Annotated in this window: 12 protein-coding genes and 1 pseudogene; 1 reads left to right on the top strand and 12 read right to left on the bottom strand. The window is 59.6% G+C overall.

The features are described from left to right. The 6 genes from HMPREF0178_RS02630 to HMPREF0178_RS02605 form a co-directional block, all read right to left on the bottom strand. Positions 1–218, bottom strand: a 218-nt coding sequence (locus HMPREF0178_RS02630) for a MetQ/NlpA family ABC transporter substrate-binding protein (protein WP_009378805.1), incomplete at its 3' end; no start/stop codon positions are given. Between the two features lie 78 nt (positions 219–296). Then, entirely contained in the window at positions 297–959 is a 663-nt protein-coding gene (locus tag HMPREF0178_RS02625; RefSeq protein ID WP_005026608.1) for a methionine ABC transporter permease, read from the bottom strand. Beyond that, complete coding sequence (locus tag HMPREF0178_RS02620; protein WP_009378804.1) at positions 952–1,953, bottom strand: methionine ABC transporter ATP-binding protein; 1,002 nt, start codon at positions 1,951–1,953, stop codon at positions 952–954. The genes HMPREF0178_RS02625 and HMPREF0178_RS02620 overlap by 8 nt, the downstream gene beginning before the upstream one ends. Before the next feature lie 243 nt (positions 1,954–2,196). Beyond that, positions 2,197–2,871: an MgtC/SapB family protein gene (locus HMPREF0178_RS02615; protein ID WP_005026611.1), complete on the bottom strand. Its 675-nt coding sequence runs from the start codon at positions 2,869–2,871 to the stop codon at positions 2,197–2,199. 339 nt (positions 2,872–3,210) lie between these two features. Further along, complete coding sequence (locus HMPREF0178_RS02610) at positions 3,211–3,555, bottom strand: cupin domain-containing protein (protein ID WP_009378803.1); 345 nt, start codon at positions 3,553–3,555, stop codon at positions 3,211–3,213. A 65-nt stretch (positions 3,556–3,620) separates the two neighbouring features. Beyond that, entirely contained in the window at positions 3,621–4,457 is an 837-nt protein-coding gene (locus HMPREF0178_RS02605; protein ID WP_009378801.1) for an aldo/keto reductase, read from the bottom strand. 180 nt (positions 4,458–4,637) lie between these two features. Here HMPREF0178_RS02605 and ndk point away from each other — a divergent pair, with 180 nt between their 5' ends. Then, entirely contained in the window at positions 4,638–5,054 is a 417-nt protein-coding gene (ndk, locus tag HMPREF0178_RS02600) for a nucleoside-diphosphate kinase (protein ID WP_009378799.1), read from the top strand. 119 nt (positions 5,055–5,173) lie between these two features. Here the strand turns inward: ndk and HMPREF0178_RS02595 are convergent, their stop codons facing one another. From HMPREF0178_RS02595 to HMPREF0178_RS02570, 6 genes and pseudogenes are all read right to left on the bottom strand, one after another. After that, on the bottom strand, positions 5,174–5,983 hold the full coding sequence (locus HMPREF0178_RS02595; protein ID WP_009378797.1) for a DmsC/YnfH family molybdoenzyme membrane anchor subunit: 810 nt from the start codon (positions 5,981–5,983) through the stop codon (positions 5,174–5,176). Positions 5,984–5,985: 2 nt separating this feature from the next. Then, on the bottom strand, positions 5,986–6,615 hold the full coding sequence (locus HMPREF0178_RS02590; protein ID WP_005026628.1) for a DMSO/selenate family reductase complex B subunit: 630 nt from the start codon (positions 6,613–6,615) through the stop codon (positions 5,986–5,988). Positions 6,616–6,680: 65 nt separating this feature from the next. Continuing rightward, positions 6,681–9,119: a DMSO/selenate family reductase complex A subunit gene (locus tag HMPREF0178_RS02585; protein WP_009378795.1), complete on the bottom strand. Its 2,439-nt coding sequence runs from the start codon at positions 9,117–9,119 to the stop codon at positions 6,681–6,683. Positions 9,120–9,315: 196 nt separating this feature from the next. Next, positions 9,316–10,698, bottom strand: a complete 1,383-nt coding sequence (locus HMPREF0178_RS02580; protein WP_009378793.1) for a sodium-dependent transporter — start codon at positions 10,696–10,698, stop codon at positions 9,316–9,318. A gap of 138 nt (positions 10,699–10,836) precedes the next feature. Further along, positions 10,837–14,535 (bottom strand): AAA family ATPase, encoded by a 3,699-nt coding sequence (locus HMPREF0178_RS02575; protein WP_009378791.1) that lies wholly within the window; start codon positions 14,533–14,535, stop codon positions 10,837–10,839. A 10-nt stretch (positions 14,536–14,545) separates the two neighbouring features. Next, positions 14,546–14,788: pseudogene (locus HMPREF0178_RS02570) on the bottom strand (exonuclease SbcCD subunit D C-terminal domain-containing protein); the annotation flags it as partial.

The following is a 14,788-nucleotide window of genomic DNA, read 5'->3' as shown; positions in this document are numbered from 1 at the left end:
AGCGCCATGTTGGGCTGCACGTAGTCGGAGTATTCGATGATCTGGAGTTCATAACCCTGCGGTTTCAGAACATCGTTGGCGACCTTGAGGATTTCCGCGTGAGGCGTCGGGGAAGCGCCGACACGGATTTTCGTGGTGGCCTGAGCCGCGGTTGCGGAACCGGCTGCGACGACAAGGGACAGGGCCGCGGCCAGAAGGGCGGAGCGGAAGTTTTTCATGATACCGTATCCTTATCAAAGGTTAAAGGTTCACGGCCGCGGGCGTGGGCCCAAGAAGCCGTTTTTCGCGGAAAAAGATCAGGAAATGCGCCTGTCGCTTCGCTTGGTGGCCCAGTTGCCGAAGCTCTGGAACACCTGCACGATGACGATGAGCAGGACGACGGTGATGAACATGATGTCGGTCTGGTAGCGGTTGTACCCGTACATGATCGCCAGTTTGCCGAGGCCCCCGCCGCCGACGGCGCCCGACATGGCGGAGTAGCCGAGGATCGTGGTCGCCGCGATGGCGCTGCCGTTGATGAGCGAAGGCAGCGCTTCGGGCAAAAGCACCTTCATGATGATCTGCATGGTGGACGCCCCCATGGACTGCGCCGCTTCAATGACGCCGCCGTCCACTTCGAGCAGGGAGGATTCCACAAGCCGGGCCACGAAGGGCGCGGCGGCGATGACCAGCGGGACGACCGTGGCGTTGTTGCCGATGGTCGTCCCCACGAGCAGGCGGGTCAGGGGAATGACCGCGATCATGAGGATAAGAAATGGGAACGAGCGGGTCAGGTTCACAACGACATCAAGCACGGCGTAGATCATGGGCCGGGGCGTGATGCCGTCCTGACGGCAGATGACGAGGACCGTCCCCATCATCATGCCGAACACATAGGAAAAAAAGGTGGAAACCAGCGTCATGTACAACGTGTCCACGACGCCTTCAAGCAGCATTTCGATGGTGGCCTGATCAAACATTCTTCATTTCCTCCAGCATCAGTCCCTTGGAGTCGGCATAGGCGAGGATACGCCGGACGACGTCTTCGTTGTCCGGCAGTTGCAGCACCATCTGGCCGAATGCCGTCCCGCCGATGTCGCGCGTGTCGGCGAACATGATATTGACGGGAGCCCCGCATTCCAGCACCAGATTGCTGATGACCGGCTCGAACGAGGAACGGCCGTTGAAGATGATCCGGTACAGCCTGCTGTGAGGCATGTCCTGCAAGGCTTCGGGGATGACGAGCTGGCGCGCCTCTTCGGTCTGGGGGTGGAAGAAAACCTCTTCGACCGAGCCGGTTTCGGCAATCCGCCCGTGGCTGATGATGGCGACCTGATTGCAGATTTTCTCGATCACGCTCATTTCGTGCGTGATGATGATGGCGGTGATCCCCAGACGCCGGTTGATATCCTTGATCAGCGAAAGGATGGATTCCGTAGTGGCGGGGTCGAGGGCGGAAGTGGCCTCGTCGCACAGGAGGATCTTGGGGTTGGTAGCCAGAGCGCGGGCGATGGCCACGCGCTGTTTCTGCCCGCCCGAAAGCTGCGACGGGTAGGACTGCGCCCGATCAGACAGATTGACGAGTTCCAGCAGCTCGTGCGCCCGCTCGCGGGCGGCGTCCTTTTTGACTCCGGCAAGCTCCAGCGGAAAGCAGATGTTTTCCTCAGCTGTGCGCTGCATGAGGAGGTTGAACTGCTGGAAGATCATGCCCATGCTGCGGCGGGCGATCTGCAAATCCCGGGAACCCAAACGGCACATGTCCTTGCCTTCGAACATGACGCTTCCGCCGGTAGGCCGCTCAAGCATGTTGATGCAGCGTACCAGCGTGCTTTTCCCGGCGCCGCTTTTGCCGATGATCCCGAAAATATCCCCTTTCCGTATGGTCAGGTTGATGCCCTGGAGGGCATAGACTTCGGTATTTTTGGTCCTGAACCGCTTTTCGAGGTCCTGGATTTGAATGATGGCTTCCGTCATCCGCGTTTTTCTCCTGTTCCGTTTACATCAGGAGCTACAATAGTAGCGTGCGCGCACGCCGTCAAACGTCCGTGCGCGCGATACTATTACCTACTTTTGGCTCTTTGAGAACGCCGGAAGCATCATTTTTCTGGCGAAAAAATTGATCTATTATTCTTGATGGATAGGGCGATGATTCATCTCGTTTCCCGCAAATGGGGAAATGTGACGCCTGTCGTGCTTCGCGGCGGGCTGGGGTTGTGCTCACAGATCTATGGATTTGATGTGCGGGTTGTCGCTGAGCAGGCTCATCAGTTGCGTCACGTTGTAATTCCTCGGCAATTTTACATAAAGGTCCAGCGAAATAAGCCCATTGCCGTTATTCCGGGACTTCATGCTGATGATTTCGAGGTTGTGGCTCAGGAGCTTGTCCCGGATGGAGGCGACACCGTCCCCCGTATCCTCGATTTCCATCGAGATCTGCTCGGCCACGGGGAAGTTGAGCCATGTAAAGTTTTTGTGGAGCGTCATCTGGGCCGCTACGATGAGCAGGGTGGCCGCCACGCCGAGGAAGTAGAGCCCAGCGCCGATGGTCATGCCGATACCCGCCGTGGCCCAGACGCCCGCCGCCGTGGTCAGGCCGCTGATGGTCTGGTTGCGGACGAAGATCATGCCCGCGCCGAGAAAGCCCACGCCCGTCACGATCTGCGCGGCGATACGGGAAGGATCCAGCGCCACGCCCTTGAGGGTGGTCACGTCGGAAAAGCCGTATTTGGAAACAACCATGATGAGCGCCGCCGCCAGTGCCACGATCAGGTGCGTGCGGATTCCGGCCTCTTTCAGACGGTTGTTGCGTTCGTAACCGATGAGGCCGCCGCATATCCCGGCGATGAGGATGCGAAAAAAGAATTCCAGCTCTGTAAAGACGGTGATGTCCATGAGCCTCCCCGCTTGTTGGAAAGTACAATCATTGTCATATGCCAGTTGTGGTGTGGCAGTTCATGCTGTTCCCGTCAAGTCCCGAAAGGAGACATGGGCAGCGGAGAAAGGCGCTTTGGAAGGGGAAGCAATACGGGAAAAGCATATGGGTTCCTCCCTGATCGGCTACAACGATACAAGGCTTTGACCGCAATTCCGCGTCGGCGCTGCAACATTCCGGTGTGCATCACGGCTTCAAACGGTGTTCGTCCATGCCGGAAAAAGCCGTACGGGCCATCTGCGACAAAAAAAGCTCTCCTCGGGGGAAAGCCTTGTGCGTTTCGGGTGTTGGAACGCGGATCACGCGTAGAGGATCAATGCGATGAATTCGAGATCTTCAGTACCGTCGTTCTCCAGCATGTGCTCCTCGCCGTCTTTGCAGATCATCACGTCACCGGCGGTTACTGGCTTCAGTTCGCCATTGTCGAAGTACAGGCCAGTGCCGCTGAGGACATGGTACACCTCGAAATCACCGACATGGCGATGCCGGCCGACGGAACAGCCTGGTTTGAGCACGCAATGGTTGAAAACGCGGCCCTTACCCGCGAAATCTTCGCCGTTGAGCAGTTCCGCGGCGAGGATATGCCCTTTGCCGCCTTTGTGCTGCATGTCCAATTTGTTCAGTTCATCATAATGCCGTATCATGAAAATGCTCCTTTCGGCCCATGATACGGCACTTCATGACCGTTGTGAATGATGGGCGAGCGGCATTACTTGATCCCCGTGAATGTATACGGATCATCTCCGATATGTTCGCCGCAGTCCAGCGCATCAATCCGATCCATATCGCCCGGTGTGAGTATGAAGGAAAACACGTCGCCGTTTTCATGTATCCTGCTTTCGTTGCTTGATTTGGGGATGGCGATGTGCCCTTTCTGGATATGCCAGCGCAGAATAATCTGGCCCGGCGTTTTCCCGTGGGCGGCGGCGATTTCTACGATGGCCGGATGCTGCATGAGTTTGCCCCGGAACAGCGGTCCCCACGCCACGAGCCGTATGCCGTTTTCCCGGCAGTATGCGCACAAATCACGCTCCTGATAAAGAGGGTGCAGCTCGATCTGGTTGAGTACGGGGAACCTGCCGAACGCGCTCCGGATTTCCTCCAGATGTTCGATCTGGAAATTGGATACGCCAACCCGGCGGACGAATCCTTCCTCACGCCGCCTCAGAAGTTTTTCGTATGCGCTGAGACGTTGTTTCCGATCCGTCCCCGGCCAATGGAGAAGGCAGCAGTCCAAAGCGTCTATTCCCAGATCCCGCAATGATTGCGCAAGGGAAGCATCCGGATCGTCAAAACGGGTCGGCCAGATTTTCGAGGAGATGAAAAGGTCCTCACGCTGTACGCCGCATGTACGGATCGCTTCGCCAACCTCGGCTTCATTTCCATACATGGCCGCCGAATCGATGTATCGGTAGCCGTCCCGGACGGCCCAGCGGATCGCGTTGATGATTTCTTCGCCGTGCGCGGCGTAACACCCAAAGCCATATCCCGGCATGGCCGTGCCGTCATTCAGAGACACGGGCTCCGCTATGTCGCGAATGCTCATGGCTGTTCCCCCTAAGGAAATGTTTTTTCGGAACTATCGGACAGGGAATGAAAAGAAGCAAGGGAAGGGTGCCGGCATATGAAGACGGCTGTGCGGAATGATTGCTTTTTGACGAGGAGTCCTTTAGGCAGGAAAGACATGTACCGGATCTCCCTTTTTTACCCACAGGAGTGAACAAGCATGATTGAGCGTACCCTTTCCCTGATCAAACCCGATGCCGTACAACGGAATCTGACCGGCGAAATCCTTGCCATGATCCAAGGGGCTGGCCTCAAGGTCGTGGCCCTCAAGATGATCCACATGACCAAGGCACAGGCGGAAGGGTTTTACGCCGTACACCGGGAACGTCCTTTTTTTGACAGCCTGACCAACTATATGAGTTCCGGCCCGGTGGTTTGCTCCATTCTGGAAGGTGAGGACGCCATCCATCGGTATCGTGAACTCATGGGTGCCACCAACCCGGAAAAGGCCGCTGAAGGGACGATCCGCAAGAAATACGCGGTCAGCCTCGAGGCGAACTCCGTGCACGGTTCCGACGCGCCGGAAACGGCGGCTTTCGAAACCCGGTATTTCTTCAGCGCGTTTGAAATAGTGTAGGGTTTACCTGTTCAAAAAGAACATGAAGGCCACGAGGACAACGAACAACAAAACCAGCGACGTGGTAATCATACGAGCCTCCCTTTGTGAAAAGCCCCGGTCATCCCGGGGCTTTTTCGTTACATGCCGAACCATGTGTAGCCGCTGTAGAACAGGGCGCGTCCGCAGACCTCACCCGCTACGATGAGCAGGAGGATGATCCCGGCCCTGATCCAGAGCGGGCAGGGGCAGGTTCGGCAAGCGCCCGGAAGCATCTCATTGACGCCATTACGGATGAGCAGCAGAGGGCCCAGCGCTGCGCCGAAGAGCAGGAGCGTCAAATGCCATGCCAGCAGATAGGTGGAGAACGGCGATTGCGCCAACAACAGCTGCAACGGGATCACCAGCATTTGGAGTATGAAGGCCAATACGATGAATACGGGATACCAGCCGAGCAGGAGCGCTGCCTTCTTTTCGGGATCCTTCCGGGCGGCAAGGGCGTCCATGAAGAGCAGCAGGCTGGAACCGAGCAGCAGGCTGGTGGCGAGAAAGAGCCAGTAGGTGAACAGCGAATTCCAAAAAGGAACGGTCGGGATGGTGTAAACCCGGCTCATGACATAGACAAAAGCAAGGCCGAGGATGGCGGCCAGACGGCGTGCCCATGCATTGAGCGTGATCAGCCAGAGGAGAAGCCCGGCTCCAAACAGCCCGACGAACAGGATTTCGCGGCTCAGCCACGATGTCCCCACGTTGGTGATCGTGTAAAAGCTTACCGTAGGATCGGAAAGATGTTCCAGTGAAGCCAGCGCGCCCACGCCGAGCAGGATGCAGGCGGCCCATGCCTTGGCCCGCGACGTGTCGGCGGTACGGCTGAAGAAGGACAGGATCAGCATACCCGCAGCAGCTTGGCCGAGCAGGGTGAAGATGACGAGACTCCAATAACCGTGCATGGCTAAACCTCCTCGGGGTTGCTGATGCGTTTCCCGCGCAGCCCTTCAGTGCTGCCTTGCGGTTTGGAATGACGGTTGGGAGCACAGATGAAGTGGGGACGGGTGAGTTCCGGCCCCGGAAGCGGTGCGATGGCGGCCTGTTCCCCATAACGCTTGAGCAGTTCGTCGTATTCGCCGTAGTCCAGCGCGCGGCAAGGGCAGGCCGCGACGCAGGACGGGGGCAGGCCTTGCTCAAGATAGTCCCGGCAGAAGTCGCATTTGGTCATCTTCTTGCGCTCGGGGTCAAACTGCGGCGCGCCGTAGGGACAGTTCCATTCGCAGTAGCGGCACCCCACACAACGGTCCGGATCCACGGAGACGATGCCGTTCTCGTCTTTGTGCATGGCCTGCGTGGGGCAGGCTTCGGCACAGACGGGGTTCTCGCAGTGGTTGCACGACAGCGACACGTAGTAGGCGAAGACGTTTTGTTCATAGGCGTCGCCCACGGGAAGCCATTCACCGCCGGAATATTCCAGAACCCGCCGCCACAACACGCCTTTGTTCAGGTTATGCTTGTCGATGCAGGCGATCATGCAGGCCTTGCAGCCGGTGCACAGTTCCGAATTGAAGTAGAATGCAGGATTTTTGATCATGAATCGGTCCTTTTCTTCGGCCTGAGATACGGCCGCCCGGAGAAGCGGCCGTCCCTCCGGAGCGGTTACGCTTTTTCCACCTGCACGAGATTGGTGTGGTGAGGGTTCCCCTTGGCCAGGGCTGTCGGGAGAAGCTTGGTCAGCACGTTGACGCAGCCGTTGGTGTCTTCCCCGGCGGCGTTGGGCGTATGCCATGCGCCTTCGGGAAGTGACACCACGCCCGGCATGATGCGGGGCGTGATCTTGGCTTTGACGAAGGAAACGCCGCGCCCGTTGAACACCTTCACACGATCCCCGAATTCGATGCCGCGGGCTTTCGCGTCGATGGGGTTGATCCAGAGCTCTTGCGGCGCGACTTCCTGCAGCCACCAGCAGTTCCCGTAGGTCGAGTGCGTGCGCTGCTTGTAGTGGTGCCCGATGAGCTGCAGCGGCCACTCCTTGCGTTCCGGGCTGATCGCGCCTTCGGGGTTGGGGATGTACTCGGGCAGCGCGGTGATGGCCTGACCGGGCAGCAGGGTCCATGTTTCCGCCAGCTCGGCGAGGCGCGGCGAATAGATCTCGATTTTGCCCGACGGCGAGGGCAAGGGATTGGCCTCGGGATCGTCCCGGAATGCTTTATAGGCGATATGGTTTTCGGGGAAGTACCTTTTGTACACGCCCATCGTGTAGGCTTCCTCCAGCGTGGGCGGCAGTTCGGGGATGTCCTTGCGGGACTCCGCGTACAGTTTCTCCAGCCATTGGTATTGGGTACGGCCTTCCGTGAAGGCCTCCTTCACGCCGAGCTCGTTGGCAACGCCCGCGCAGATGTCATAGATGCTTTTGGCTTCGCCGAGCGGCTCAATGCACTTGTTATCGAAGATCACGTAGGCGATGTTGCTGTCGCCGTCGGAAGTCCAGTCATGCTCCTCAAGGTTCAAACAGCTTGGCAGCAGAAAGTCCGCATAACGGGCGGAAGGCGTCAGTGTCGTGTCGATGACCACGATGGTCTCGCACTTTTTGTCGTCCAGCAGGATGGGGTGCATCTGGTTGATGCCGCCGTGCTGGTTCGTCAGGCAGTTCCCCGCGTAGTTCCAGATGAATTTGATCGGCGCGATGAGCCTTTCGCGTCCCCGGATGCCTGCCGTGGTGGCGGTCATCTGCTTGTAGTCGTCGATGGCCTGATACCAGTTGAAGCAGGAGAGTTCCGTCTTCACGGGATTTTCCAGCGTGGGGAAGGTCGCCATGGGAAGCTTGTATCCCGCGTTTTCGCGCGCCCCGGTATTCCCGCCCTTAATGCCCACGTTGCCGGTGAGCACGGCGAGCATACCGATGGCGCGGGAAATGTTTTCCCCGTTGGTGGTGCGCTGCGGGCCCCAGCCCTGACAGATGAAGCACGGCCTGGCCCCGGCGATCTCGCGGGCCAGCTTTTCGATACGGGCCGGGGGAATCCCGGTGATGCGCGAGGCCCATGCCGGAGCCTTTGGCGTCTTGTCCGGGCCTTGCCCCAGAATGTAGGATTTGTAGGACGAACCGGCTGGAGCGCCTTTGGGCAGGGATTCCTCATCATAGCCGATGGTATATTTGGCGAGGAAGGGCTTGTCGATAAGGTCTTCGGTGATCATCACGTAGGCCAGCGCCGCGCTGAGGGCCGCGTCCGTACCCGGGCGGATAGGGATCCATTCGTCGCCCACGGACACCATGGAATCGGTATAACGCGGATCGATGATGATGACGCGGGTGTTACGGGTGAAACGGGCGTGCTGGAGCGTTTTTGCCTTGCATCCCGACATGCGCGTCTCCGAGGGGTTGTTGCCGAAGAACACGGCCAGTTCGCTGTTTTCCATGTCGGAAAGCGAGTTCCCGTCAACCCAGCTCCCGCCGTACAAATAGGGCATACCTACCGTGATCTGGCAGGTGGAGTAGTCCGAATAGTGGTTCAGGTAACCACCTACGAGATTCATGAGCCGGGCCACGGGCGTGGCGGCCGGAGGCCAGCTTTTGCCCATGGTACTGCCGAGGGCACCCGTGCCGTAGTTCAGATAGACGGCCTCGTTGCCGTAGGTGTCTATGGTGCCGCGCAGCCTTTGTCCGATCTCCTTGAAGGCTTCCTCCCAACTGATGCGTTCGAATTTGCCTTCTCCTCTGTTGCCCACCCGGCGCAGGGGGTAGGGTATGCGCTGTTCGGCATAGATGCGCTGACGCATGGAGCGCCCGCGCGGACAAGCACGGAGCTGCTGCATACCGTAGCGGTCGTCTCCGGTGTTGTCCGTCTCTACGCGGGTGATCACGCCGTCTTTGACGTGCACCCGCAGGGCGCAACGGCTGCCGCAGTTGACGTTGCAGGAGTTCCAGAGGATGCGCTCTTCCCCGGTCCCCGAGGGGGCGGGCGGTGCGGCGACGGCGCTTCCCGCATTGAGGATTTCAATGGAAAAAGGAAAGAACGCCGAGGCGAGGACGACGGCGCCGCCCTTGATCACGTCGCGCCGTTTGAGCAGTGCCTGCTCGGTACAATGAGGTTTCCGCATGAGCCCTCCGCAGAAAAAGGATTCCGTTCCCGGAACGTCCCGATAGGGCGGGATTCGAGGAACAGGCAGGCTTGCAGCATACCGCACAGGAAAGGCGGCTGTCAGTGATAAGTGGGGAGCCGGAGGTTCCCGCTATGGGATGCAAAAAGGGGAAGGCCGGAGCCTTCCCCATATGGAAACGAGCGTGCCTGAAGCGCTACTTGAAGAACTTGTCGATATAGCCCTGCACGAAAACGAAGAACACGATGAACGGCAGGACATATTTGACGTACAGGCGTAGCCCCTTCGGGAACATGAGGCCCTTGCCGGTGTCCGCTTCGGCGATGAAATTGTCCCATCCCCAGCCGCGTTTGTAGCAGCAGAAGAACAGGAACACCATCGAGCCGAGGGGCAGCAGGTTGTTGCTGACGATGAAGTCTTCCAGATCGAGGATCATGGAGCCGGGGCCGAAGGGCTGGATGCCGGACAGCACGTTGAAGCCGAGGGCGCAGGGCAGGGAGAGCAGGAAGACCAGAACGAAGTTGACGGTGACCGCCTTCTTGCGGGTCCATTTGAGCACGTCGATGCCGTAGGCCACGATGTTTTCCAGCACGGCGATGACCGTGGTGAGGGCCGCGAAGCTCATGAAGATAAAGAAGAGCATTCCCCACAGCTGGCCGCCGGGCATACTGTTGAACACGTTGGGAAGGGTGACGAACACGAGGCCGGGGCCGGAGCCCGCATCGACGTCGAAGGCGAAACAGGCCGGGAAGATGATGAGGCCCGCCATGAGCGCGACGAACGTATCCAGCAGCATGATGTGGATGGATTCGCCGGTCAGGGAGCGCTGCTTGTCGATGTAGCTGCCGAAGATGGTCATGGCGCCGATGCCGAGGCTCAGGGTGAAGAACGCCTGCCCCATGGCGGCATAGATGGGCTCCCAGATGCCGTGCTGGAACATCTTGCCGAAGTCGGGCTTCAAATAGAACAGGATGCCTTTTTCGGCCCCCGGCAGGGTGACGGAGCGGATCACCAGAAAGATCATGACGACAAGCAGGCAACCCATCATGATTTTGGTAATGCGCTCGACGCCCCTTTGCAATCCCATGGAACAGACGAGGAACCCGGCGAGGACCGTAACGGCCATCCAGCCGACCTGATCAAAAGGATCGCCGAGCGTCCCGCCGAAGAACGCGCCGATCTGCTCGGGCGTAAGGCTCGAAAGCTGACCCGAGCCCATGTACCAGCAGTAGGACAGCATCCACCCGGTGACGGTCGTATAGAACATCATCAGCACGTAACAGCCGATGATGCCCCCGTAGCCGTACAGATGCCAGAACGTCCCCTTGGGTTCCAGCTTGCGGAACGCCAGGCCGATGCCCTGCTTGGCGGCCCGGCCCACGGAGAACTCCATCACCATGATGGGAAGGCCGAGAATAACGAGAAAAACGAGATAGATGAGGACGAAAGCCGCCCCACCGTAGGCTCCGGTGATGAAGGGGAAGCGCCAGACGTTGCCAAGGCCGATGGCGCAGCCGGCCGATAACAGCAGGAAGCCGAGGCGGCTCCCCAACTTTTCGCGTTCGATACCCTGTTCCACTGTTGTTCCTCCTTAGGATGTGGGAGGATGAATAGGTGACTTTTGCGCTTGAGGCAAGCGGAGACTGCCCGCCGGAAAACGTGCCGATTTCTCGCCCTAAAGGGAAAGGGGATATGTTGTCGGGGATTAGGCCATGTCTTATACCGAAGAGCAGCCGGGGCCGTTGACGACGCTGCGGCCTCCGGTTTTGGGAGTGACCTGTATCTGCGTCCCGATGCGCTCCTTCAAGGCCGCCACATGCGAAATCACGCCGATGAGCTTGCCGTCCCGGTGCAGCCCGGCCAGCGTATCCAGCGCGGTGTCCAGCGTATCCTCATCCAGCGTGCCGAACCCTTCGTCGAGGAAAAGGGAGTCCACCCGTATCGTCTTGCTGGCCATTTGCGAAAGCCCGAGGGCGAGGGCAAGGCTCACGATGAAACTCTCGCCGCCGGACAGGTTTTTGGTGGAGCGGACTTCTCCGGCCTGATAGCCGTCGATGACGTCGAGCTCCAACGGCTGCTCCTTGTTGCGGAGAAGCAGATACCGGTCGGTCATGCGCCGTAGCTGGCGGTTGGCGTGCTCGATCATGATTTCAAACGTTAACACCTGCACGAAATTGCGGTATTTTTTCCCGTCGGCGGAGCCGATGAGATCGTGCAGATCGTTCCAGCGGCGGCACTCGCGGCGCTGCGCCTCCACCGCCGCCGTGCGCTCCTGATGCGCCAGCTTGACCATGTGGTTATCGTGGAGCTTCTGCCGCAGGCCGCCGATGGCTTCCTGCTGGTTCTTGAGAGTATCCCGAAGCGTTGCCAGCGTTTCGTCAAGTTCTTCTTGTGTGCGATCCGTCACCTGTTTTTCGCGTTCGGCGGCCAACTGCGCGATCCGGTCGGCCAGACGCGCTTCCAGTTCGGCCCGTTCCGTGAGCAGCCCCTGTTCCTTCTGAGTCAAGGTATTCCGCACCGTTTCAGTGAGGCAGGCGTCCCGGTATTCCGCTTCGTCGGCGAAACCGGTTTGTGAGAGGCGAAGCCGGAAATCCTTTTCCAGCGGCCCAATTTGTGCCTGACGTTCCGCGATCGAGCGATCGAGCGTTTCCCGTTTGCTAGTCAGCCCAGCAAGGTGCTGTTTGGCGGCATCGACGGTTTGGCGGACGCCTTCAAGCCGCTTTTCGGCTTCTTCGACGAGCCCGTTGAGCCGTTTCTCTTCCTCATCCGGGGATTTGTCCCCGAGCAGCCGCCTCCGGTCGAGCCGCAGCTTTTCCCGATCCTCCGACAGAGAGCGGGCCGCTTCCCGCTGCTTGTCCAGATCTTTCTCCATATCGAGAAGCCGGGAAGCGAGATGCCGGGACTCCAGTTCCAGCGCGCTCATTTTTTGCTGCAAGAGGTCACGCCGCTTTTCCCGGGATACCCAGCGTTCACGGCGTTCAGACAGGTTGTGGAGCAAAGTCTCCAGCCCATCCACCGTGAGGCTTTCGATGCCGTAAGCTTGCAGCCCCTGCAAAACGGTTTGACGCAATGCCGTGTACTGCTCCAGAAGCGAACACCGCTCGCGTTCGGTGCGCACGGCTTCCTGTTCGGCACTGTCTTTGTTGTGGAGGGCGGTTTGCAGGGCCAGTTCCAGCCGGTTCGCTTCGTGCCGGGCCTTCTCCCATGCCGTCATGTCGGCTTGCAGCCCGGCGTCCTCCTGTTCAGCCTGTTGCAGGATGCGTTCAGCCAGCCGCTGCTCTGTCTCCGTCGTTTCCCGCAGATTTTGGAGCGTAAGGAGCAGGGCGGCCGGAAGCGGCTGCTTTGGCGTGGCGGGGGTGATGGAGGGATGTGCCAGCGCGGCGAGGCATTCGCGCACGTGCGTTTCGTGTTCGGACAGTGCGGCGGCTTCTTTTTGCAGCTGTTCCGTCACCCATTCCCGTTCACGCGACAGCCCGGCGAGATCGCCTTGGAGGGAGGCCAAAGCTGTTCCGGAGCGTTTCAGTTCTTCCTTGAGCCGCGCAAGATGTTCCTCCGGCCCGGCGGGGGCGGGCACGGAAAATCCGGTGAAGGGGTGTTCCGTGGCTCCGCACAATGGGCACGGTTCCCCGTTATGGAGATGCCTCCGCGCTTCTTCAAAAAACCGCAGGCGAGAGCATTCGGCCTGTTCGGCTTCCCGTTTCTCACATTCCGCCTCCAGACGGCGGTGTTCTTTTTCGGCGGATTGCAGGCGCTGTGTGAGTTCGGCCTCATCGCGGGCACGTTTTTCTTGCCGCTGCTCAAGTGCCTTGATTCCCAGAAGGCTGGTTTCGTATTGCCGCAGCGCCTCCTCGGTTTTGTCCAGCAGACCGCCGCGGGTTGCCGTGTTCATGAGGCTTGCCCGCCAGTCGGCGACGCTCCGATCGCCCAAGAGTTCCGCCAGGGCCTTCCGGCGCAAGGCGACCGCTTGTTCCAGACGGGCCGTTTCCCGCTCCTGCCGTTCCTTGAGGGCAAGCGCGTCCATATGCGCTTTGATCGTCTCTTGCTGGCGGGCCAAAGCCGTTTCGACGGCATGCTTCTTTTCGCGCCCCGTTTCAGCCAGTTGCCGCAATTGTCCGCAGGAGTGCTGTATGGCGGACAGGTTTTCGACAAGCCCCTGATCCGCCGCCGTGCGTTGCAGGGCGGCAAGCACCTCCGTAAGGCTGGCTCGGGTGTCGGCCAATTGCGCGTTCAGGCTTTGATGGGTCGATTGCGCGGTGGTAAAGGCGTTTTCCCGCTCGGCAAGTTCCCGTTTGAGGGCGGACAGGGCCGTCTCTTTTTCAAGGATTTTAACATCATATTCCCGTACGGCGCGGGTCGTCCGCAAACCTTGCTCACGCTCCCGTTTGCCTTGTTCCAGCACTGTCCCGGCTGAAGCGAACGCCGTTTCCGTTTGCCGCAATTCGGTTTCGCACGCGGGCAACGCCTCGGCGTATTCCTTTTGTTGCCGGAGATCCTGCGCATGGGCGCTTCGGAGGGAGACGAGCCCGGCATACGCCCCGGAGAGCTCCAGCGCCCTGTTGGCGCGTTCCAGCTTGCGGCGTTCCGGCTGAAACGCTTCGAGCCGTTCCGCAAGCTGTTTCTTGCGGTTTTCCAGCATGGTCAGTTCAGTCTGAAGGGTACGGATGCCCTCCAGCCAGAGCAGGGCCTGTTGCGTCCGGTCGGACTGCCGCGCCGCTTCGGAAGCCCGTTCGATCAAGGAGGCCAGATCCGCATGGAGGCGCTGTTCTTCCGCTTCTTCAAGGAGGTGGATGCCCGCCAGCTCCGCCTCCAGCGTTTCGAGCCTGGTACGCTCAAGCACGACCCGCGCGTGCACGCGTTTAGATATATCCGAATAGATTTCCGTGCCTGTGAGCTGTTCCAGAATGGGGGCGCGCTGATCCGCAGGCGCCTGCAGGAACGCGGCGAAGCCCCCCTGTGCAAGGAGCATGGAGCGCGTGAAGCGTTCGAAGTCCATTCCGGTGGCTTCTTCCACCTTGTCAGCCACCCCCCGGATGTTGTTCTCGAGGATCCGGCCCGAAGCGGCGTCGGAAAGTTCGTGGCGGGGGGCCTGCAATTCCCCGGAGGCTTTTTTCCTCGCCCGCCACTGGCTCCAGTGGCAGCGGAACGTACCCGCCCGCGTTTCGAAGGTGACCTCGGCAAAGCATTCCCCGGTCTGGCGGGACATGATTTCGTTTTCGCTTTTGGTGACGCGGGGCAGGCGCGGCGTACGCCCATACAAGGCAAGACACACGGCGTCGAGGATGGTCGTCTTGCCCGCGCCCGTGGGGCCGGTGATGACGAAAATGCCGTCCGACAGAAAAGCCGGGTGCGTAAGATCAATGGTCCATTCCCCGGCAAGGGAATTGAGGTTCTTGAAGCGGATCTGGAGAATGCGCATGGTGTTTCCGTTAGGCGTGAGGGTCTTCTTCGAGAAATGAGGCGACGGTTTCCCTGTAGGCCAGACGGAGATTCGGCCTTTGCTCGTCGGGTACGCCGTGGGCGGCGAGACAGCGCTCAAACACCTCGTATACGTCCAGCGTATCCAGCGTGTCGGCATCGTCATCCCGTTCCAGGGCGCGTTCCATGATCCGGGCGTTCTTGATGCGCAGGACTTCCATGTCCGTTCCCGCCGTAAGCGCTTCGACCCTGTC

Origin of the sequence: Bilophila sp. 4_1_30 (genome assembly GCF_000224655.1) — a bacterium.
Classification (GTDB): domain Bacteria; phylum Desulfobacterota; class Desulfovibrionia; order Desulfovibrionales; family Desulfovibrionaceae; genus Bilophila; species Bilophila wadsworthia.
This window is presented reverse-complemented; position numbering and strand designations above follow the sequence as displayed.